Source organism: Citrobacter werkmanii, assembly GCF_008693645.1.
GTDB lineage: Bacteria > Pseudomonadota > Gammaproteobacteria > Enterobacterales > Enterobacteriaceae > Citrobacter > Citrobacter werkmanii.
Map to the genome: position 1 here is coordinate 3,035,885 of NZ_CP044101.1, position 19,953 is coordinate 3,055,837.

16 protein-coding genes are annotated in these 19,953 nt (G+C 52.5%); 5 read left to right on the plus strand and 11 right to left on the minus strand.

Going from position 1 to position 19,953, the window contains the following annotated elements; translation table 11 throughout:
• Positions 1 to 139: 139 nt before the first annotated feature.
• The 3 genes from flhE to flhB are packed head-to-tail and all read right to left on the minus strand — an operon-like array spanning position 140 to position 3,754.
• Positions 140 to 532, minus strand: coding sequence for a flagellar protein FlhE (gene flhE, locus FOB24_RS15320; RefSeq protein ID WP_038641455.1), 393 nt, complete (start codon positions 530 to 532; stop codon positions 140 to 142).
• Positions 532 to 2,610, minus strand: a complete 2,079-nt coding sequence (gene flhA / locus FOB24_RS15325; RefSeq protein WP_006684120.1) for a flagellar biosynthesis protein FlhA — start codon at positions 2,608 to 2,610, stop codon at positions 532 to 534. The genes flhE and flhA overlap by 1 nt, the downstream gene beginning before the upstream one ends.
• A complete protein-coding gene (gene flhB / locus FOB24_RS15330; protein ID WP_038641457.1) occupies positions 2,603 to 3,754 on the minus strand; it encodes a flagellar biosynthesis protein FlhB in 1,152 nt (383 codons plus the stop codon). The genes flhA and flhB overlap by 8 nt, the downstream gene beginning before the upstream one ends.
• A 491-nt stretch (positions 3,755 to 4,245) precedes the next feature.
• Between flhB and FOB24_RS15335 the strand changes: the two genes are divergently transcribed.
• The 4 genes from FOB24_RS15335 (at position 4,246) to FOB24_RS15350 (ending at position 9,270) form a co-directional block, all read left to right on the plus strand.
• Positions 4,246 to 4,821 carry a fimbrial protein gene (locus FOB24_RS15335; protein ID WP_087856046.1) on the plus strand — a complete coding sequence of 192 codons (576 nt, stop codon included), beginning with the start codon at positions 4,246 to 4,248 and terminating at the stop codon, positions 4,819 to 4,821.
• Positions 4,822 to 4,900: 79 nt separating this feature from the next.
• Positions 4,901 to 5,596, plus strand: a complete 696-nt coding sequence (locus FOB24_RS15340; RefSeq protein ID WP_150345122.1) for a fimbrial biogenesis chaperone — start codon at positions 4,901 to 4,903, stop codon at positions 5,594 to 5,596.
• Positions 5,596 to 8,124 carry a fimbria/pilus outer membrane usher protein gene (locus FOB24_RS15345; RefSeq protein WP_150345123.1) on the plus strand — a complete coding sequence of 843 codons (2,529 nt, stop codon included), beginning with the start codon at positions 5,596 to 5,598 and terminating at the stop codon, positions 8,122 to 8,124. Before FOB24_RS15340 ends, FOB24_RS15345 begins: the two co-directional genes overlap by 1 nt.
• 186 nt (positions 8,125 to 8,310) lie before the next feature.
• A complete protein-coding gene (locus FOB24_RS15350) occupies positions 8,311 to 9,270 on the plus strand; it encodes a fimbrial protein (protein ID WP_223851214.1) in 960 nt (319 codons plus the stop codon).
• A gap of 50 nt (positions 9,271 to 9,320) precedes the next feature.
• Here the strand turns inward: FOB24_RS15350 and cheZ are convergent, their stop codons facing one another.
• The 6 genes from cheZ to tar are packed head-to-tail and all read right to left on the minus strand — an operon-like array spanning position 9,321 to position 15,631.
• Positions 9,321 to 9,965, minus strand: a complete 645-nt coding sequence (cheZ, locus tag FOB24_RS15355) for a protein phosphatase CheZ (RefSeq protein WP_038643245.1) — start codon at positions 9,963 to 9,965, stop codon at positions 9,321 to 9,323.
• Positions 9,966 to 9,978: 13 nt separating this feature from the next.
• Positions 9,979 to 10,368 carry a chemotaxis response regulator CheY gene (gene cheY / locus FOB24_RS15360; protein ID WP_038641468.1) on the minus strand — a complete coding sequence of 130 codons (390 nt, stop codon included), beginning with the start codon at positions 10,366 to 10,368 and terminating at the stop codon, positions 9,979 to 9,981.
• 18 nt (positions 10,369 to 10,386) lie between these two features.
• A complete protein-coding gene (locus FOB24_RS15365) occupies positions 10,387 to 11,436 on the minus strand; it encodes a protein-glutamate methylesterase/protein-glutamine glutaminase (protein WP_038641470.1) in 1,050 nt (349 codons plus the stop codon).
• The gene (cheR, locus tag FOB24_RS15370; protein ID WP_038641472.1) at positions 11,433 to 12,305 is read right to left on the minus strand and encodes a protein-glutamate O-methyltransferase CheR; all 873 of its coding nucleotides are present in this window, start codon (positions 12,303 to 12,305) and stop codon (positions 11,433 to 11,435) included. Before cheR ends, FOB24_RS15365 begins: the two co-directional genes overlap by 4 nt.
• A 19-nt stretch (positions 12,306 to 12,324) precedes the next feature.
• Positions 12,325 to 13,926: a methyl-accepting chemotaxis protein IV gene (gene tap / locus FOB24_RS15375; protein WP_150345124.1), complete on the minus strand. Its 1,602-nt coding sequence runs from the start codon at positions 13,924 to 13,926 to the stop codon at positions 12,325 to 12,327.
• Between the two features lie 43 nt (positions 13,927 to 13,969).
• Positions 13,970 to 15,631: a methyl-accepting chemotaxis protein II gene (tar, locus tag FOB24_RS15380; protein WP_087856042.1), complete on the minus strand. Its 1,662-nt coding sequence runs from the start codon at positions 15,629 to 15,631 to the stop codon at positions 13,970 to 13,972.
• A 406-nt stretch (positions 15,632 to 16,037) separates the two neighbouring features.
• Here tar and FOB24_RS15385 point away from each other — a divergent pair, with 406 nt between their 5' ends.
• Positions 16,038 to 17,297: a dicarboxylate/amino acid:cation symporter gene (locus FOB24_RS15385; RefSeq protein ID WP_150345125.1), complete on the plus strand. Its 1,260-nt coding sequence runs from the start codon at positions 16,038 to 16,040 to the stop codon at positions 17,295 to 17,297.
• Positions 17,298 to 17,376: 79 nt separating this feature from the next.
• On the opposite strand, the gene cheW is transcribed toward FOB24_RS15385, so the two are convergent.
• Positions 17,377 to 17,880 carry a chemotaxis protein CheW gene (cheW, locus tag FOB24_RS15390; protein WP_038641481.1) on the minus strand — a complete coding sequence of 168 codons (504 nt, stop codon included), beginning with the start codon at positions 17,878 to 17,880 and terminating at the stop codon, positions 17,377 to 17,379.
• 21 nt (positions 17,881 to 17,901) lie between these two features.
• Positions 17,902 to 19,950: a chemotaxis protein CheA gene (gene cheA / locus FOB24_RS15395; protein ID WP_121529173.1), complete on the minus strand. Its 2,049-nt coding sequence runs from the start codon at positions 19,948 to 19,950 to the stop codon at positions 17,902 to 17,904.
• Positions 19,951 to 19,953 lie beyond the last annotated feature (3 nt).

Below are 19,953 nucleotides of genomic sequence, written 5' to 3' on the forward strand. Positions count from 1 at the left end.
CGCGAAATGGCAATAGCACAAAGAGTCCGGCAACGTATGTCACCAATTTTATAAAACAGCGTTTCTTTTTAATCAAAGCGGTGGGCTAAAATTGCGAAGCAGCCAGCAGTTTCTGCTGCTGGCCTAATGAAGGAAGGCGTTAACGATAGTTTACTATTACCTGATTGCTCTGTACTTGTAAGGCGGGGATCAGACGACCGCCGCCGGGAACTTCCCAGACAAAATGCATCGGTTCGATGGCGGGAACATTATTAAACCCGTTGGTGGTGCCACTTTGTCCGTCCAGCTCGACACAGCGGGACTGAGAACATAAACGCACACGTAACCCCGCAGGGGTTGGTCCATTAAGCGCATAGCGCCACGCCACCAGGGTCATCAAACCCGAGACGGGCTGACTGGGAACCAGTGGTGCGGACGAGGCTGACTGGCCACGGTGGTTTAAGGTGATGCCCATTCCGCTCGCCTGCCATGCCCCTTCTCCGGCCGCCTGCGCCACCAAAGGAAAAACCAACAGCCACAGTAAGTTACGCATTATTTACCTCCAATGGTCGCCGTCATACGAATATGGCGGTTATCGGAAAGCTCCATGTTCGATAACACCACCAGTTGCGGTATGCTGCGGCGTAAAAAGCGTGCCAGTAACGGGCGTAACGCGTGATTAACCAGCAATACCGGCGGCGCACCCAACATTTCCTGGCGGGAGAGCGCTTCCTGAGTTTGGGCCAGCAGCCGGTCTGCCAGACCAGGCTCCAGACCGCCGCCGCCCTGTAATGCTTGCAGCAGCAGACGTTCAAGCGGGGTATCCAGACCAATAACCTGAACCTCTTCATTACCCGGGAACCATTGCTGGGTGATGGCGCGCCCCAGCGCAACGCGGACTACCGCAGTAAGCTCATGCGGATCGTTTTGCAGCGGCGCATGTTCAGCCAGCGTTTCAAGAATGGTGCGCATATCGCGAATCGGTACTTTTTCGTCCAGTAAGTTCTGCAGCACTTTGTGCAGTGTGGTCAGCGTCACAACCCCAGGGACCAGATCTTCGGTTAGCTTTGGCATCTCCTGTGAGACGCGGTCCAGTAGCTGTTGCGCTTCCTGACGCCCGAACAGCTCAGCGGCAAACTGACCAATCAGGTGATTCAGATGCGTAGCGACAACGGTACTGGCTTCAACCACCGTAAAGCCCTGAATCTGCGCCTGTTCCTTCAATGCGCTCTCAATCCAGATAGCGTCCAGACCGAAAGCCGGATCGACCGTTTTCTCTCCCGGCAACGAACCTGCCGCCGTCCCCGGGTTAATAGCCAGCCAACGTCCGGGATAGGCGTCCCCGCTGCCGATTTCCACCCCTTTCATCAGAATGCGATAGCGGGCGGGTTGCAGATCCATATTGTCGCGAATGTGGACCACCGGCGGCAGGAAGCCCATATCCTGGGCAAATTTCTTACGAATACTGCGAATTCGCCCCAGTAGCTCGCCATCCTGCTGAAAATCCACCATTGGGATCAGGCGATAACCCACCTCCATTCCCAGTGAATCCTCCAGTTGCACATCGTTCCAGGTGGCTTCCACCACAGAGTTATTTTCCGGCATTTTTACCGGCTGAGGTTCAGCAGGCGCTTTGAGTTCGCGACCACGCATCCACCAGGCCAGGCCGAGTAATGCGGCGGTAAACATCAAAAATACCAGGTTTGGCATACCAGGTACCAGGCCCAGCAAACCCAGCACCGCTGCACTAAGCAGCATAACGCTTGGATTACTGAACAGTTGGGTCACCATCTGTTCGCCTACATCCTGATCGGTACTCACGCGGGTCACGATAACACCCGCCGCCGTTGAGATAACCAGCGCGGGGATCTGCGCGACCAGGCCGTCACCGATAGTCAGCAGGGTATAACTTTCCGCGGCGCTGCCCATGCTCATACCATGCTGTAGCACCCCGACCAACAGGCCGCCAACCACGTTGATCACCATGATCAAAATACCGGCGATGGCATCTCCGCGTACGAATTTACTCGCACCATCCATCGAACCGTAGAAGTCCGCTTCCTGCGTCACTTCCGAACGGCGTTTTTTGGCTTCATCTTCGCCAATCAGTCCGGCATTTAAGTCGGCATCAATCGCCATCTGCTTGCCGGGCATACCATCCAGCACGAAGCGTGCGCCAACTTCAGCGATACGACCGGCGCCTTTGGTAATAACCATAAAGTTAATGATGACGAGAATAACGAAAACCACGATCCCGATGGCAAAGTTACCGCCCACCAGGAAGTGGCCAAAGGCTTCAACCACCTTCCCCGCCGCGGCCGCACCGGTATGTCCTTCCATCAAAATGATACGCGTCGACGCGACGTTCAGGGCCAGGCGCAATAATGTGGTGAACAGCAAAATCGTCGGGAATGCAGCAAACTCAAGCGTGCGCTGTGTAAACATCGCCACCAACAGCACCATGATCGACAGCGCAATATTAAACGTGAACAGCAGATCGAGGATGAAAGCCGGCAGCGGCAGCACCATCATCGACAGGATCAGCAGAATGAGGATCGGCCCGGCAAGGATTTGCCATTGCGTGGATTTGAGGTTGCCGGGCAGGCGCAGCATCGCGACCAGATTAGCCATCAGTATTCTTCTCGTTCAGGAAATCCAGTGCGTCAGGCACCGGAAGGTTTTCAGGTTGTGGTGGCGGATTGCCGCCTGCCAGACGCCAGCGTTTTAACTGCCATACCCATGCCAGCACTTCGGCAACGGCGGCATATAATTGCCCCGGTATTTGCTGACCAATCTCTGCATGACGATATAACGCACGCGCCAGTGGTGGTGCTTCTAGCGTGGGGACACGATGCTCGGCGCCAATCTCACGAATGCGTAACGCCACCAGCCCCGCGCCTTTGGCAACAACTTTCGGCGCGCTCATTTTGTTCTCGTCATACTGCAACGCCACCGAGTAGTGCGTGGGGTTGGTTACAATGACGTCCGCTTTCGGTACATCCGCCATCATGCGACGCTGTGCCGCCGCGCGCTGCATTTGGCGTATTTTGCCCTTAACGTGCGGGTCACCTTCGCTTTGCTTAAATTCGTCACGGATATCCTGACGCGACATGCGCAGCTTTTTCAGATGGCTATAAATCTGGAAAAAAACGTCGAACCCGACCATGGGAATGACGCCCAGCACCACCAACAGCGCGCACATACCGACTAAATCCAGGGCATTGCCCATCGCCGTAATCGGTGATTCCGCCATCAGCCGCATCATCGCCGGCCAGTTATGCCAGAGATAAAATCCGGCCACGCTTCCCACTAACGTGGACTTCAGTATCGCTTTGAGTAGTTCGGCACCGGTTTGCGCGGAAAACATGCGTTTAATGCCTGGCAGCGGATTCAACTTAGAGAACTTGGGTTGCAGAGATTTACCACTGAAGATCAAGCCACCAAGCATCACGGGTGAGATCAATGCCACCAGAACGACGCCAGTAATCAACGGCAACAGCGCAATCATCGCGTCTTTAATCAGCAGGATGATTTGGCTGAGGATCAGATTGGGGTCATTGACCATACTGTGGTCAAACCGTAGTCCAGCCGACAGCATGCCAGCCAGTCTGCGGGCCAGCGACTCTCCACCAATCCAGATAATGCACACTCCCACCAGCAAAATAAGCAGTGAAGTCAGCTCCTTGGATCGGGGGATCTGCCCTTCCTCCCGGGCTTTTTCAAGTCGGTGGGGTGTGGGGGCTTCTGTTTTGTCGTCGTCGCTTTCTTCTGCCACAGTACGTGCTCGCTGCCCATTACGTCTGACTTATCATGCCAGCATGGTCCGTAAGCAATGGCGAGAAAAAACCGCGCAATCATGCTCTTTTCGGGGTTTACCCGGCGGATAGATCCTGCGCAATATCGTCTCATCGTCGGCTAAAATCGCTTTCACAGCATAATATTTATTAATTTCTGAATTAAGAAACATTAAAAAAAGACGAACATAACTCTGTTAACAGAACAAAATCGAATAAAAAAATAGCAATTCCGCCTAAGTTTTAGAAGAAAGCAATATAAGAAATGCTTAACATAATCACATTATATATCATTCCCTTCAGACTCAATAATAAAATAAAAAATCATAAGCTTTAATTATAACCCACTTAACCCCACCCTACTCCACAACGATTAAACCTCATGTATACTGGCGGCCGAATAATATTACCGTTGAGCTACACCCATATTTTTATGGAATAAAATATTAACACTTACAGGGATTATCAAATCATGAAGATGAAGAAAAGCGCTGTATTTTTTGCTCTGCTGTCAGCATATTCACTTAATGTATTAGCCGCAGAAATGAATGCAGGGACGATTCATTTTACCGGAGAAATTATTGAACCAAGTTGTGTCATTGATGGAGATAATGGTACGGACAGCACTATACCGCTGGGTACGTGGCCGACATCATTATTTACCACAGTAGGTACAGAAACAGATCTGGTTGATGTCGATATAAAACTGACTGACTGTCCGGTGACGACTGAAGGTCTGACTTCCGTGCAGTTAACCTTTAATGGCCCTACCGCATTAACCAAGTCCAATACGCTTCTTGACGTCAGTCAGATCACGACCGCAGGAGAGACGGCAGCTACCGGAGTGGGTATTGCACTTAGCCCGATCAACTCACCAACAACATTGTTGGCCTTCGATGGTTCAGAGGGGCAAGTTTATATTCCGCTATCAACAGAGTCCACCGATACCATTCAGGCTCACCTTCAGGCTCGCTATAAATCGTTCGCAAAAGAAGTCACCGCTGGCCCGGCTGATGCGGACATGACAATTAATATTTTATATCGCTAACACTTTCTATTTTTACGCCTGGAATACTTCCAGGCGCTTAATACCATCGATAATATTTAACCTATTACGGGTCCATTTTATGCGCATCCTTATTATGGTGGCATTATTCCCTCCTCTCTTTTACTCGTGTTTTTGTCCGGCGAGTGGAATTCAGGTTGGCCGCACACGGATTATTTTTGACGCTAACAAAAAAGAGGTCGCGCTGGCGCTGACTAATACTGACACGCAACTGCCATGGTTAATTCAGTCGTGGACCGATACGGGGGATGAGAAGACGCGCGGACCTTTTATCGTTACCCCGCCGCTTTTTCGCCTCAATGCGCAAAAGGAGCAGAGCCTGCGTATCACCTGGAACGGCACGCCACTGCCAGAGAATAAAGAATCGCTGTTTTATATGAACGTGCGCACTATTCCGGCTACCGCCAAAGAAAATGAAAGTAAAAATATTCTTCGGCTAATCTATAAAACCCGTCTCAAACTGCTCTGGCGCCCTAAAAATATTACGGGTTCACCGGCACAAAGCTGCGAGAAGTTACAGTTTGTGCGTTCAGGTAACCAGTTACAGATAACGAATAATAACGCCTTCTATACGGTTTTCGATAGCTTACACTTGGGCGCAGTTTCACTTCCGAAGGCGGATATGGTGGCACCTTTCAGTACCGCCACTTTCCCGCTGCCCGTGCAAGCTAACGGTGATCAGGTTACCTGGCACTGCATTACCGACTACGGAAATGCCTCGCAACAATACTCGGCCCCGTTGAGCAAGGGGGGTTAATGTTGCGACGTTCTACGTTTGCTCCTTCGAGGCTGTCGCTGCTAATCCGCGGTCTTCTCAGCATTGCATTTGTCGTTTCAGGCCATGCTTTCGCACGGGAATATTCCTTTTCCTCTTCATCACTGGAGGGCAACGAACTCTCGCAACAGGATATCGATTTGTCGCTTTTCTCCCGCGAAAATGCGCAACTGCCCGGTACCTGGCCTTCGCGGCTACAGCTCAATAAGACGTTGCTGGGTGAAGAACCGGTTACCTATACAAGTGCCACGGATGGTACGCTTCAGGCACAGTTCACGCCGGAAATGCTGCGCCACTGGGGCGTTAAAATTGAGAACTATCCAGCACTTGCGGATGCGCCAGCGAATGTACCTCTCCCACACCCTCTGGGGTATTACATCCCGCAAGCCTCATCATCGCTCGACTTTTCCACGATGACGCTCAATATCAGCATGCCGCAGGCCGCCATTGCGAATCCGGCCAGGGATGGTATTGACCCGTCACTGTGGGATGACGGCGTACCGGTTCTGTTTACGGATTACAGTTATTCAGGTTCACAGACCCGTGACGGTAACCATAATACCTCTGACAGCCAGTACCTCAATCTGCGTAGTGGTCTTAACCTGGGCGGATGGCGGGTACGCAACTATTCCACCTGGAGCAAATCTGAAAGCATCAATGCCTGGGATGCCATTAATACCTATCTGCAGCATGATATTGATGTGCTACGCAGCCAGTTTACCGCGGGTGAAAACAGCACCCGTGGCGATGTCTTCGACAGTATTCAGTACACAGGTGTAAATCTGGCCTCCGATGACGAAATGTTACCGTTCAGCCAGCGCGGCTACGCGCCCGTTGTACGCGGGATCGCCAGTTCAAATGCGGAAGTCTCCATCCGGCAAAATGGCTATTTGATCTACCAGCAAAACGTTGCCCCGGGGGCTTTTGAGATTTCCGATCTCTACTCGACAACCAACAGCGGCGATCTGGATATCACGGTAAAAGAAGCCGACGGAACGGAGCATCATTTTACCCAACCCTACTCCAGCACCGCCGTGATGTTACGTCCCGGCAGGATAAAATACGAAGTCACCGCGGCCCGTTACCGGGCTGCCAGCAGCAGCGACGAGAAAGAACCCGAATTCGCCCAGGCCAGTTTTATCTACGGTTTGAACAATGCCGCAACGCTGTTCGGCGGAGTCACCTCTTCTGGTGATTATCAGGCTGCGAACGCCGGGATCGGTATAGCACTGGGCGAGTTGGGCGCCCTTTCGGCTGACGTCACGGCCGCCAGAGCCACGCTGGATAATGATCAAACAAGTTCCGGGCAGTCGTATCGCCTGCTTTACTCGGGCAAGATCGAGCGTACCGCCACCAACTTCACGCTCGCCAGCTATCGCTATTCTACGCAGGGCTATTACAGCTTCAGTGATGCCAATAAGAAATACAGCGGTAATGAAGATGACCTGATGTTCAGCTATAACAAACGCAACCGAATTCAGGCCAGCATCAGCCAAACATTGCTGGGCAGCAGCATCTACCTGAACGGTTATCAGCAGGACTACTGGGGAACCTCAGAAACTGAACGCAGCCTGTCTGCCGGAGTAAATACGACAATAAATGGGATTAGCTATCATCTGACTTATACCTACAGTAAAACCAGCGATCGACAAGACGATCAGATGATCGCCTTTGGACTCAGCGTGCCTCTCAGCCGCTGGTTGCCCAAAGCATGGTCGACCTATAACATCAGCAGCAGCAAACATGGCTATACCCGCCATAATATCGGGTTGAACGGCACGCTACTTGACGATCAGCGTCTGAGCTATTCCCTGCAGCAAAGCCACAGCAATCACGACGGCGAAGATACCAGCAGTCTGTACAGCAGCTACCGCTCACAATACGCCAGTTTGAACGCCGGCTATTACACTTCATCGGACCGCTCGCAACAGTTGAATCTGGGTGCCAGCGGCGCGATTGTCGCCCATCCTCACGGCATCACCTTTTCTCAACCATTGGGCGATCAGTTTGCCATAGTCTCTGCTCAAGGGGCAAAAGGCATCCGCTTTCAGAATCAGCGCGGTGTCCGCACCGACTGGCAGGGTAATGCTGTCATCCCCTCCCTGACGCCGTATCAGAAAAACAGCATCCGAATTGATACCACCAGCCTGCCGGATGATGTTGATACCGATGCAACTGCCACCACCGTCATTCCAAGCAGTAGCGCAGCGGTGGCGGCAAACTTTGTCGCGCACATCGGTTATCGGGCGCTTCTCCATCTCACCAATGCCAGGGGACAAGTGATTCCTTTCGGTGCAATGGTCTCCGTCGATAATGCCTCAATTCTCGGCATCGTTGATGATACCGGCACCGTCTACCTCGCAGGGGTTCCGGCGACCTTTCCGATAACCATTCAATGGGGTAAGGCTCGTGAACAACAATGCCATGCCAGCGTGGTCCTCCCTGAGCCCGAACACGCTGCGAATCTCGCAGGGATTCTCTCTACTCAGGCCATTTGCAAACAGGAATAATATATGCGCCACATTTTTGCGGTCGTATTGACCTCGGTTCTCTTTATATTGCCAGCCTCAGTCCAGGCTGCGATAACGCTATTATCAAATTGCTTTGGAGCATCTGCTGACTATTCAGTGTCATATGAGCATGAACTCAGCAGCACAGAAAATAACACAAATTATTCATACTTAACGGGGAGCTACATGCCAGGTACCGGGCCTGAGATCGAAGCCAATTGCACATGTCCCGCCAATACCACATCAGCATCGATGATTTATGAATACAACTTCGCCGGTAGTCCGCTGACGGCAGGCGTCAGCGGATACGGAGTCTTAACAGAGAACCTGGATATCAAGGTTTCGGGATTTAACGACGCTATCGACAATCCCGATGGCATGGGGTTAAGTGAGATCAAAATCACCGAGTACCCGACCCCAATCGGCAATATGGGCAGTCAAAAGGCAGACCAAAAACTGTCGGAAGGGACGGCAGATGTCTGTAACAACGAAACGCGACCGACCGGTGGCGCAACGGTCAAACGAAAGTTCAAGCTCAGCGTGATTCGCTTTTATCTGTACATTAAAAAACCGATTCTGGGTGAAGAGATCATCAACCCCACGCTGGTTGTGCAAAGCTATGCCTGTCTGTATACAGGAAATGGTTCATGCCGCAACACCGATGCTCAACTGGTGTCCAATATCTGGCTGAGCGGTAAGCTTACCGCCCCTCTCAGTTGTACGATTAATGCTGGAAGCACCATTGAGGTTGATATGGGGAGTATTATCAGCAGTCAGTTTGTTAACCAGGGTCAACCGCCAAAAGGCTATACGCTGAAAGATGTCGATATCGCCTACCATTGTGACGGCCCCGCCATCAGCAACAGCGACAAGATTAAGCTGACGTTGACCGCCGATCAGGGCGTGGTAGAGGGTAGTCAGTCCTACATCGCCAAACTGATTGGCAGAAACGATCTCGGTATCAGAATGTTTGATGCAAATAATCAGAACGTTGTACTGGATGGTTCTGTGGACTTTCCGGTTACGCTGGATGAACAGGGAAATGGCATAATTAACATGACGGCCGCGCCGGTCTCTACCACCGCCAGCCGCCCGGAACCAGGAAGCTTTGAAGGCAACATGACCGTTAAAATGGATTTACGCTGAGAGCTTTCCCCTCAGACCTACTCTGCGGCCTGAGGGGACTCGCGCAACAATCAGAACCCGAGACTATCCAGCAGGTCGTCAACCTGATCCTGACTTGCCACCACGCCGGCTTTTGAGGTGTCAACCTGCGGGCCGTTCAGTAAGCTTTCGTTTTCACGTTTTGGACGAGCGCCCTGCTCCGGAATGTTTTCCAGCAGAACCATCAGCAGCTGACGTTCAATCTCCTGGATAACATCCATCATACGCTTGATGACCTGACCGGTGAGGTCCTGGAAATCCTGCGCCATCATGATGTCCAGCAACTGGGCATTGGTGAAGCTGGTATGTCCGGGCACGTCACCAAGAAACTGACGGGTGTCGGTGACCAGCTCCCGGGCGTCAGACAGCTCGATCGGATTTTCGAACCATTCATCCCAGCGTTTTGTCAGCTCTTTGGCCCCTTTTTCCATCGCGTCCTGGTGCGGTTGCGAAGCTTCCACGCTGTTCAGCGCGCGCTCTGCCGCCTGTGCAGTCATTTGCACAACGTAATCGAGACGATCGCGGGCATCGGGAATCGCTTCCGCCGCTTCGGCAATAGCCTGATCCAGCCCCAGTTCGCGCAGGCTGTCGCGCAGCATTCGGGTCAAACTGCCGATGCGCGCGATGATGTCCCCTGCTGAGTGTTCGTCAGCAGGTTTAATTTGTGGTTGCATCATCATTATCACACCCTCACATGCCCAGTTTCTCAAAGATCTTATTGAGTTTTTCTTCCAGCGTCGCCGCCGTAAACGGTTTAACGACATAACCACTGGCGCCTGCCTGTGCTGCCGCAATAATGTTTTCTTTCTTCGCTTCTGCCGTGACCATCAGCACTGGCAGGGAAGACATTCCGCCATCTGCACGAATGGTTTTCAGCAGTTCCAGGCCGTCCATATTCGGCATGTTCCAGTCGGAAATGACAAAACCGAATCCCCCAGTCTGCAGCTTATTCAGCGCATCCACGCCGTCTTCCGCCTCTTCAACATTGTTGAACCCCAGCTCTTTGAGCAGGTTACGCACGATGCGACGCATGGTGGAAAAGTCATCCACAACCAAAAACTTAAGCTCTTTATCCGCCATAAAAAATAGACTCCTGATTCAAATACGTATTGCCTGTCCGGCACTGATTTTCGCCAGCATTTGCTGGCTTACCTGGCTAAGATCGACCACTTCGCTTACGCCACCCATATTGATGGCCTCGCGCGGCATGCCGAACACCACACAACTTGCTTCATTTTGCGCAATGGTCCAGGCGCCAGCCTGGTTCATCGCTAACATTCCGGCGGCGCCGTCGTTGCCCATGCCGGTCAGGATCACTCCCACCGCATTACGCCCCGCATGTTTTGCCACCGAATGGAACAGCACATCCACTGAAGGCCGGTGCCGGTTAACCGGCGGGCCGTCATGAATTTTGATTTGGTAGTTCGCGCCGCTACGCGCCAGCTCCATATGTTTGTCACCGGGCGCAATATACGCATGCCCCGGGAGAACGCGTTCCCCGTCTTCGGCTTCTTTCACCGTGATCTGACACAGTTTGTTCAGACGTTCGGCGAACGAGCGGGTAAATCCTGGCGGCATATGCTGGGTGATAAGAATACCTGGACTTGAAAGCGGCAATGGCTGGAGTACATGGCGAATTGCCTCTGTTCCTCCGGTTGAGGCGCCAATCACCAGCAATTTTTCCGAACTGAGTAATGGCCCTGCTTTCAAGGTCGTTGGTGCTGCCATGGGTTTATGAGCCGCCAGTTTTGCCCGCGACGCAGTGCGGATCTTCTCCGCGATCATTTCGCTGTAGGCCAGCATCCCTTCACGGATCCCCAACTGCGGTTTAGTGACAAAATCAATCGCCCCCAACTCCAGCGCCCGCAACGTGACCTCTGAACCTTTACCGGTCAGAGAAGAGACCATGACGACCGGCATCGGACGCAGACGCATCAACTTCTCAAGAAAGTCGAGACCGTCCATGCGCGGCATTTCCACATCCAGCGTCAGTACGTCGGGATTGTATTTTTTGATTAAATCCCGGGCGACCAACGGATCTGGCGCCGTCGCCACCATTTCCATATCACTGTGGCTGTTAATAATTTCGGTCATGATTTGACGCATCAATGCAGAATCATCAACCGACAACACCCTGATTTTACTCATGCTTTATCCTTACCTGGCGCATGCGCATACACGGTCTGTCCACGCAGGCTAAACTCGCGCACGAGGTTGCTAAAGTTTTCTGAATGACCTGCGAACAGCAGCCCATCTGGTTTAAGAAGTGGAACAAAACGGTGCAAAATGTCCTGTTGCGTCGTTTTATCGAAGTAGATCATTACGTTACGGCAAAATATGGCATCGAAGGGCCCAGGCACGTTGTACTGCTTATCCAGTAAATTCACGCTGGAAAATTCAACATGCCCCGCCAGTTCCTGCCGGACGCGTACCAGCCCTTCATGCGGTCCGGTGCCGCGCATGAAATAACGCTGCAACTGCTGGGGTGACAGCGTCTTTAGCTCATCAAGGCGGTAAATACCGCTTCTCGCCTTTTCCAGCACTTCGGTATCAATGTCGCTGGCAAAAACACGCCAGCGGCCCGGCGCCATACCTAAGGTATCGGCGAGCGTAATGGCGATGCTGTACGGCTCTTCTCCGGTTGACGCCGCCGCGCTCCAGACGCGGTATTCACCGCTACGCCGACGAGCATGATCCGACAGCACCGGAAAATGATGCCCTTCGCGAAAAAACGCGGTCAGGTTGGTGGTCAGAGAATTAATAAAAGCCTGCCACTCAGCACTGTTCTGGTTAGCTTCCAGCATGCTGAGATAGCGACCAAAGTCATCCAGACCCAGGGTTCGCAGGCGGCGGACCAGGCGGTTATAAACCATGTCCCGCTTATGGTCGGCCAGTACGATCCCCGCACGCTGGTAGATTAATTGACATATCCGACGAAAATGCGCGTCAGACAGCGCGAGGCGCTGTGTCATCTGTAACAATAATGACGTTTGCCCGGAGGGCAGAGATGATGTCATAGCGCCTTCTCAATCACATTCAGGATACAACGGGCACAACCTGCGGTTGCGCCAACTCTTGTTTTGCTACGTTTTGCTCTTCAAGCTTAAAAAATGCGACACAGGCAGAAAGATGATCGGCCTGCGTGGCGAGTTGTCCGGTGGCGGATGCGGCTTCTTCCACCAGCCCGGCGTTTTGCTGCGTCACGGAGTCCATCTGGCTGACGGCCTGCGCCACCTGTTCAATACCTCTGCGCTGTTCATCAGACGCCGAGGCAATCTCCCCCATGATGTCGTTCACCCGGGTCACAGAGCTGACAATTTCTGTCATCGTGCGCGCCGCCATATCGACCAACTGCGATCCCTGATGAACCCGGGTGACAGATTCCTCAATCAGTCCCTTAATTTCCTTTGCTGCCTGTGCGCTCCGGCTGGCCAGATTGCGCACTTCTCCAGCAACAACGGCAAAACCGCGCCCCTGTTCCCCCGCTCGGGCAGCCTCTACAGCGGCATTCAGCGCCAGGATATTGGTCTGAAAGGCAATGCTGTCAATCACCCCGATAATGTCGCCAATTTTCTGCGAGCTGGCGGAAATCTCATGCATAGTACTGGCGACCCGCGACGTCTGTTCGCCACCTTTATGGGCTGTGTCTGCCGCACTTTTAGCAATTCCTGAAGCCTGGCGCGCGTTATCCGCATTCTGCCCAACGGTGGCAGTGAGTTGTTCCATACTGGCGGCCGTTTGCGCCAGTGCAGCCGCCTGCTGTTCAGTTCGTGAAGACAAATCGTTATTGCCCATCGCGATCTCTGAAATGCCGCTGTGCATGGCTGAGCTACCCTGGCGAACTTCACTCACCGTTTCACGCAGCGCCTGCTGCATCTTCTTCAGGCTGGCAAAAATGGCCGAGATCTCATTGCGACCATAAACTGCTACCGGCCGTGCCAGGTTACCCGCGGCAATGCTGTCGAAATGGCTACCGATAATCGCCAGCGGCTGGACAATCATCTTGCGCGACCAGTACAACGCCGCACTGGTTAACAGCACCGCCAGTACCACCATGACGGCGAAAATCACCCCCGACATATGATAATTTCGCTGGCTGAGATCCCCTGCTGTTTGCAACACGCGGTCGATGTTGCTCTGCCACGCGTTAACATTCGCATCAAAAGCAGCCTGCGAAGCCTGCACCGGCGCGGTCAGAAAATCTGACAATTGGTTGTTCTCAAGCCAGGTTGCCTGATGAACAAGATCGCTGTGCCATTGGCTAAAGCTTTTCTCCGTCGCGACAATCAGCGCCTTCTCTTCTTCTGTGGTATCCGACGTCGCCATAAAGCGTTTAAACATTGACTCGGACTGCGCCAGGCTATCGCGCGCAAGCGTCATCAAGGCTTTGATATCCTCTGGCGGATAGCTCAGTGCAGTCAGCGTTCCTGCCTTATTAAGGGCCGTACTGGCCTGTAATAACACAGCGCGGGTTTGGGCCAGCGCAGCGCGTTGTTGGTTACTCCGTTCGACCTGATTCAGGTTTTGAAAACCGTCCCGAAATGCCCAGAAGGACAAGCCATTACTGCTAATCTGCAAAACACCGCAGAGGATTAAAATCAAAAACAGCGTGGTCGAAATTCGAATACGATTAAACATCAACGCTCCCATCGGGCGGCGCAGGCCGCGGTTTAACTACCAGTCAAAATGTTTCCCAATTCGTATCTTGTTCACTATTCTGGCGCGGAGATGATGCAGTCGCTGTCGCCGCCGCAGGTAACCGCGTATCACGGGGTTTAGCCGACGTCGGGCGTGACGCGAGACGGAAAATCGACACCGACTGGGTTAAGCGACTGGCCTGTTCTTCGAGCGCTGCCGCTGCGGCGGCCGATTCCTGAACCAGCGAGGCGTTCTGTTGCGTCACACGATCCATTTCAGATACTGCGAGCGCAACCTGATCTATCCCGCGGCTCTGTTCGTCTGAAGCAGAGGCGATTTCCCCCATAATGTCGGTCACCCGCGTCACCGCATTGACGATGTCATTCATGGTTTCCCCGGCGCTCTCTACCAGGACAGAACCGGTATCCACTCGGGAAACAGAGTCTTCAATCAATGCTTTGATCTCTTTCGCCGCCTGCGCACTACGGCTCGCCAGATTACGCACTTCGCCTGCGACCACGGCAAAACCACGCCCTTGCTCACCGGCACGCGCCGCTTCAACCGCCGCATTCAGTGCGAGAATATTGGTCTGGAAAGCAATGCCATCAATGACGCTGATGATGTCGGCAATTTTCTTCGAGCTATCGGCAATTTCATGCATGGTGTTCACCACGCGATCAACCACTTTGCCGCCATGTTGTGCGGTATCAGAGGCGCTTTTCGCCAATTGAGAAGCCTGACGCGCGTTATCCGCGTTTTGCTTCACGGTTGCGGTCAGTTGTTCCATGCTGGCGGCGGTCTCTTCCAGCGCAGATGCCTGTTGCTCAGTACGGGATGAAAGATCGGTGTTACCACTGGCAATTTCGCTGGTACCGGAATAAATCGCATCAGAACCTTCACGTACCAGGGTGACGGTTTCCGTCAGCGAACGCTGCATATGGTCAACCGTACTGGCCAGCTCACCAATTTCGTTACGTCCGTGGACCGTCAACGTCGCGGTTAAATTACCGCTGGCGATCTCACGGATATGAGCAATAACGCGCGCCAGAGGGTTGAGCAAGGTATGACGGATGCCGTACCACACCACCACCAGAATCAGCACCAGCACCACGGCCAGAATGCCGAGCTGCCATTGGGCGAAGTGGTAATCACGCGCGCTTTGATCGAACGCCTGAACGTAAAGCTTCTCGCTAACGCTGGCATACTTGCCCAACGCCTCGCCGAGCGCGTTTTGCATTCCCTGAGTAGGTTGCGCGAAATAGGCGTCCATATTGCCGTTTTCCAGAAACTGGACCAGTTCTGATAAGGCCGCATGGTACTGCTGATACTTCTCATCAACGTTGCCGCTGGCTTCTGCCATCTCCGGCAACGGCGTGATGTTTTTAAATTTTGCGTAATGCGTTTCTGCCTGCGCCAGCGATGCTTTCGCATTCTTTAGCAGATCGTTTTTCGCGCTGCTTTGCTGATTGGACGCATCCATCATCATACGCGCGGAAGAACGGCTTAAATTAATTCGTGTTTGCAGCATCAGATCCCATGTCGAGGTGAGTTCGCTTTGCTGCTGTCGAAGATCGTTAGAAATAACAAAACTTTGCTGATTCTGCTGCAATGAAGAAAACAACAGACCACCGGAAACAAGCTGTAGCAGTGCGAAAACCCCCAGCACCATCATCAGCATTGTGACAACGCGGATACGGTTAAACATAAGGCACCTTCCTGAAAACGAGTTATCAACGTTATCGGCACTCGCTGAGATAACTTTACGTTTGCGAAAGGGAAATACGGGAGGGAAATACAGTCAGGCAGAACCACCGAACAGCAGTTGAACAGCCACCACAAGTCATTCACATAAAAACATCATAATTATCATGTAAATAACATTCATATCTGCCTGTTCTTAGGATCAGATGAGAACAATCATGCACTTTTTCGTGATTCAGATCACATATCCTCTTCGTAAATACCACAACAAAATGAATAAAAAATTAAAAAAAGTTGTATCCGATTACGCTTTAATCCAATTTATATGATGAATACTTCGTTACCACTTAATAAGTATAAAAAATGAGTAACCGAACAATAAATGTTAAATCCTTACTGAGGGCTTTTTAGTGGCAAATGCAAACAAACTCACGTTGTTTATTGTGATCTTCATGCTGGCGGGGATCCTGTCGGGTGCAGGGATCCACTCTTATGCCTCGCCCGGCGTTGTTACCGCCTGGGCCGATAATATTACGCTTCTCACCGACATCTTTTTGCGCCTGATTAAGATGGTGATTGCGCCTTTAGTCTTCAGCACCCTGACCGTGGGTATTATGCGCCTGGGCGAAACCTCAACCATCGGGCGCGTGGGTGGCAAAGCGATGATCTGGTTTATCAGCTCTTCTATTCTGTCTATTCTGGTCGGTCTGTTTGTGGTCTCCCTCGAACAACCCGGCAGCGGCCTGAACCTGGCGATCCCGCTGGAAGCCAGCGATACCGGCCTGGCCGTAGGCGGTATGAGCCTGAAAGGTTTTCTGACGCATACCATTCCCACCAGCATCGCTGAGGCGATGGCCAACAATGAGATTCTGCAAATCGTCGTGTTCTCGATGTTCTTCGGCATCGGTGGTGCTTCGCTCGGCGAAAAATTTAACGCCCCGCTGGTTGCCGCGCTGGATGTCGTCTCCCACATTATGCTGAAGGTGACCGGTTACGTGATGTATGTTGCGCCGCTGGCTATTTTTGCCGCAATATCTTCCGTTATCTCCACCCAGGGCCTGGGGATCCTGCTCAACTACGCGTCGTTCATTGGCGGTTATTATGTGGCCATTTTGCTGACCTGTCTGGTCCTGCTGGCCGTGGGTTATGTGATGCTGAAAAAAGAGGTGTTCCGTCTGGTCAGCATGCTGAAAGACCCGGTGCTGGTCGCCTTCACCACCAGCAGTTCCGAAGCCGCTTATCCGAAAACGCTGGAGCAATTAAGCAAATTTGGCTGCTCGCCTAATATCGTGTCATTTGTACTGCCTATCGGTTATTCGTTTAACCTGGTGGGTTCTATGGTCTACTGCTCATTTGCATCTATGTTTATCGCACAGGCCTACAATATCCATCTCTCCTTTGCAGAAATCACCGTCCTGATGTTGACCCTGATGCTGGCGTCCAAAGGGATTGCCGGTGTGCCGCGTTCTGCGCTGGTGGTGCTGGCGGCAACCATCCCAAGCTTTAATATTCCGGTTGCAGGAATTTTGTTACTGATGGGTATCGACCATTTCCTCGATATGGGGCGCTCAGCGATCAACGTATTAGGTAACGGGATTGCAACGGCGATGCTGGCACAGGATGAAGGTTTACTGGAAGAAGAACCGGAACTGGTTGAACGGGAAGCGTAAGAAGGAAAGGTGTCGGATGCGCTACGCTTATCCGGCCTACAATAGCAATTATTGTAGGCCGGATAATATGTTTACTTATTTACGCCATATGAGCAGCGGCAATATCTAACAACGCCATCTCTTCGCTGTTCAGCAGTTTCTCAATGTTGACCAGAATCAGCATCCTCTCTCCCAGCGCGCCCAGACCCGTCAGATATTCCGTTGACAGCGTAACCGCGAATTCCGGTGCCGGTCGGATTTGATCGGTTGTCAGCGACAGCACGTCAGATACGCCGTCAACCACAATCCCAACCACCCGTTGCCCCAGATTCAGTACAATCACCACGGTGTTTTCGTTGTAATCCACATCGCTCTGGCTAAACTTCACGCGCAGATCAACAATCGGCACAATCACACCGCGCAGGTTTGTAACGCCTTTGATAAACGCTGGCGTGTTAGCAATGCGGGTTACCTGATCGTAACCACGAATTTCCTGCACTTTCAGGATATCGATACCGTACTCTTCATCCCCCAGCGTAAACACGAGGAATTCCTGACCTGACGGTTCGCCGGCCAGTTTAGTTACATTACTCATACCGGTCATATTATTCCCTTTCTTACTCAATCAGGCGGCTGTGATCGCCACACGTTGTTCGCGGTTTAACCCCTGCAATGCAGACACATCAACAATCAACGCGACGCTACCGTCGCCGAGAATCGTTGCAGCAGAAATACCTGGCACTTTGCGGTAGTTGCTTTCCAGGTTTTTGACCACCACCTGGTGTTGGCCAATTAACTGATCGACAAGCAGCGCATAGCGACGACCTGCGCTTTGTAAAATCACCACGATGCCCTGCGTTGCTTCGGTTTTTGCGCCTTCAACTTCGAAGACTTTCCACAACTCAACCAGCGGCAAATATTCGCCACGCACTTCCAGAACGCGCTCTCCTCCGGCCAGCGGATGGAGATCTTCTTCGCGCGGTTGCAGTGACTCCATCACGGCATTCAGCGGCAGAATAAAGACTTCGTCCGCCACGCGTACGGACATCCCGTCAAGGATCGCCAAGGTCAGCGGCAGCAAAATTCGGATGGTCGTCCCCTGTCCTTGCTTCGATTGGATCTCAACATGGCCGCCCATCTCCTGGATATTTCGCTTCACCACGTCCATCCCCACACCGCGACCAGAGACATCCGTCACCTGTTCAGCCGTCGAGAAGCCCGGGGCGAAAATCAGCATACCGACTTCGTCATCGCTCATGTTTTCGTGGATCGGCATCCCCTGGGAGATGGCTTTGGCGAGGATTCGTTCGCGGTTCAGACCAGCGCCATCATCGGTCACTTCAATACAAATATTCCCGCCCTGGTGTTCAGCGGAAAGCGTCAGATTGCCGATGGGGCTTTTCCCGGCTTCGAGACGTTTTTCCGGCAGTTCAATACCGTGGTCCAGACTGTTACGCACCAGGTGCGTCAATGGATCGATGATGCGTTCAATCAGGCTTTTATCGAGTTCTGTTGAACTCCCCACCTGCGTCAGCTCAACCTGTTTACCCAATTTACCCGCCAGGTCGCGGACCAGGCGTGGGAAGCGGCTGAATACGTACTCCATCGGCATCATACGAATCGACATCACCGACTCTTGCAAATCACGGGCGTTACGTTGTAACTGCCCCATACTGGTGATGAGATCGCCGTGATTGACCGGATCCAGTTCATTAGAACGCTGGGCCAGCATTGACTGGGTGATAACCAGTTCACCGACCAGGTTAATGAGCTGATCAACCTTCTCAACCGCTACGCGGATGCTGGTTGATTCACTGGCGCGGGCAGGCTTATCACGTTCCGCGCGGGCGTGTGGCGCTTCACTGGCGGCGGTTTTAACCGCAGGCGCGACGGCAACCGGCTGCGGCGTCGCGACTACGGCTACCGCTTCAGTTTCCGCTTTCGCATCAACCGCCACGGGCGCTGCGCTGACGGTTTCGAATTCAATCTGATCCGCTTCAATTACGAAGCAAAGCACCGCAATAATGTCATCTTCCGCAAGGTTGCCATCCAGCGTTGCAGACAGCGTATCGCTTCCTTTCACCACGTCGGTTAAGGTCGCCAGATTTCCTAGCTCCTCTTCCAGCAGATCGACTTCACTGGATTTCAGGCGCGAGAGAATAATCCGTTTCTTGACCTCTTTACTGGCCGGAGCGGGATTGGCAACGGTTTCTTCCTGCATCGCCGCCCCGTCAACAACGCTCAGCTTTGCGGTATTGACGAGCGCGGCTGAGGTTTCACCTTTTGCTTCAAGCGCTAACTGTCGTAACGCATTACAAATGTACTCAAAGCTGGCGGCATCCGGCTCTTCTGAGTTTTTATAGGCGTCGAGCTGTTCCTGCATAATATCTTTCGTTTCCAAAAACAGGTTGATAATGTCGGCATTAAGCTGCATCTCGCCACGCCGTGCTTCATCCAGCAGGTTTTCCATCAGATGGGTCGTTTCCTGCAAAATGGTAAAGCCGAAGGTGCCCGCCCCGCCTTTTATCGAGTGAGCGGCACGAAAAATGGCATTCAGCTGTTCGGAATCCGGGGCTTCAGGAACCAAATCGAGCAGGTGTTGCTCCATGTCGGCCAACAGTTCGTCGGCTTCATCAAAAAAAGTCTGATAAAAATCGCTAATATCCATGCTCACGCT

Bases quoted from the DNA above. Each gene is read 5' to 3' on its own strand.
- cheY (WP_038641468.1), bottom strand. From the start codon at position 10,368: ATGGCGGATAAAGAGCTTAAGTTTTTGGTTGTGGATGACTTTTCCACC.
- tar (WP_087856042.1), bottom strand. From the start codon at position 15,631: ATGTTTAACCGTATCCGCGTTGTCACAATGCTGATGATGGTGCTGGGG.
- FOB24_RS15345 (WP_150345123.1), top strand. From the start codon at position 5,596: ATGTTGCGACGTTCTACGTTTGCTCCTTCGAGGCTGTCGCTGCTAATC.
- cheW (WP_038641481.1), bottom strand. From the start codon at position 17,880: ATGACCGGTATGAGTAATGTAACTAAACTGGCCGGCGAACCGTCAGGT.
- FOB24_RS15335 (WP_087856046.1), top strand. From the start codon at position 4,246: ATGAAGATGAAGAAAAGCGCTGTATTTTTTGCTCTGCTGTCAGCATAT.
- cheR (WP_038641472.1), bottom strand. From the start codon at position 12,305: ATGACATCATCTCTGCCCTCCGGGCAAACGTCATTATTGTTACAGATG.
- FOB24_RS15340 (WP_150345122.1), top strand. From the start codon at position 4,901: ATGCGCATCCTTATTATGGTGGCATTATTCCCTCCTCTCTTTTACTCG.
- flhA (WP_006684120.1), bottom strand. From the start codon at position 2,610: ATGGCTAATCTGGTCGCGATGCTGCGCCTGCCCGGCAACCTCAAATCC.
- tap (WP_150345124.1), bottom strand. From the start codon at position 13,926: ATGTTTAATCGTATTCGAATTTCGACCACGCTGTTTTTGATTTTAATC.
- FOB24_RS15365 (WP_038641470.1), bottom strand. From the start codon at position 11,436: ATGAGTAAAATCAGGGTGTTGTCGGTTGATGATTCTGCATTGATGCGT.
- cheZ (WP_038643245.1), bottom strand. From the start codon at position 9,965: ATGATGCAACCACAAATTAAACCTGCTGACGAACACTCAGCAGGGGAC.
- FOB24_RS15350 (WP_223851214.1), top strand. From the start codon at position 8,311: ATGCCAGGTACCGGGCCTGAGATCGAAGCCAATTGCACATGTCCCGCC.
- flhE (WP_038641455.1), bottom strand. From the start codon at position 532: ATGCGTAACTTACTGTGGCTGTTGGTTTTTCCTTTGGTGGCGCAGGCG.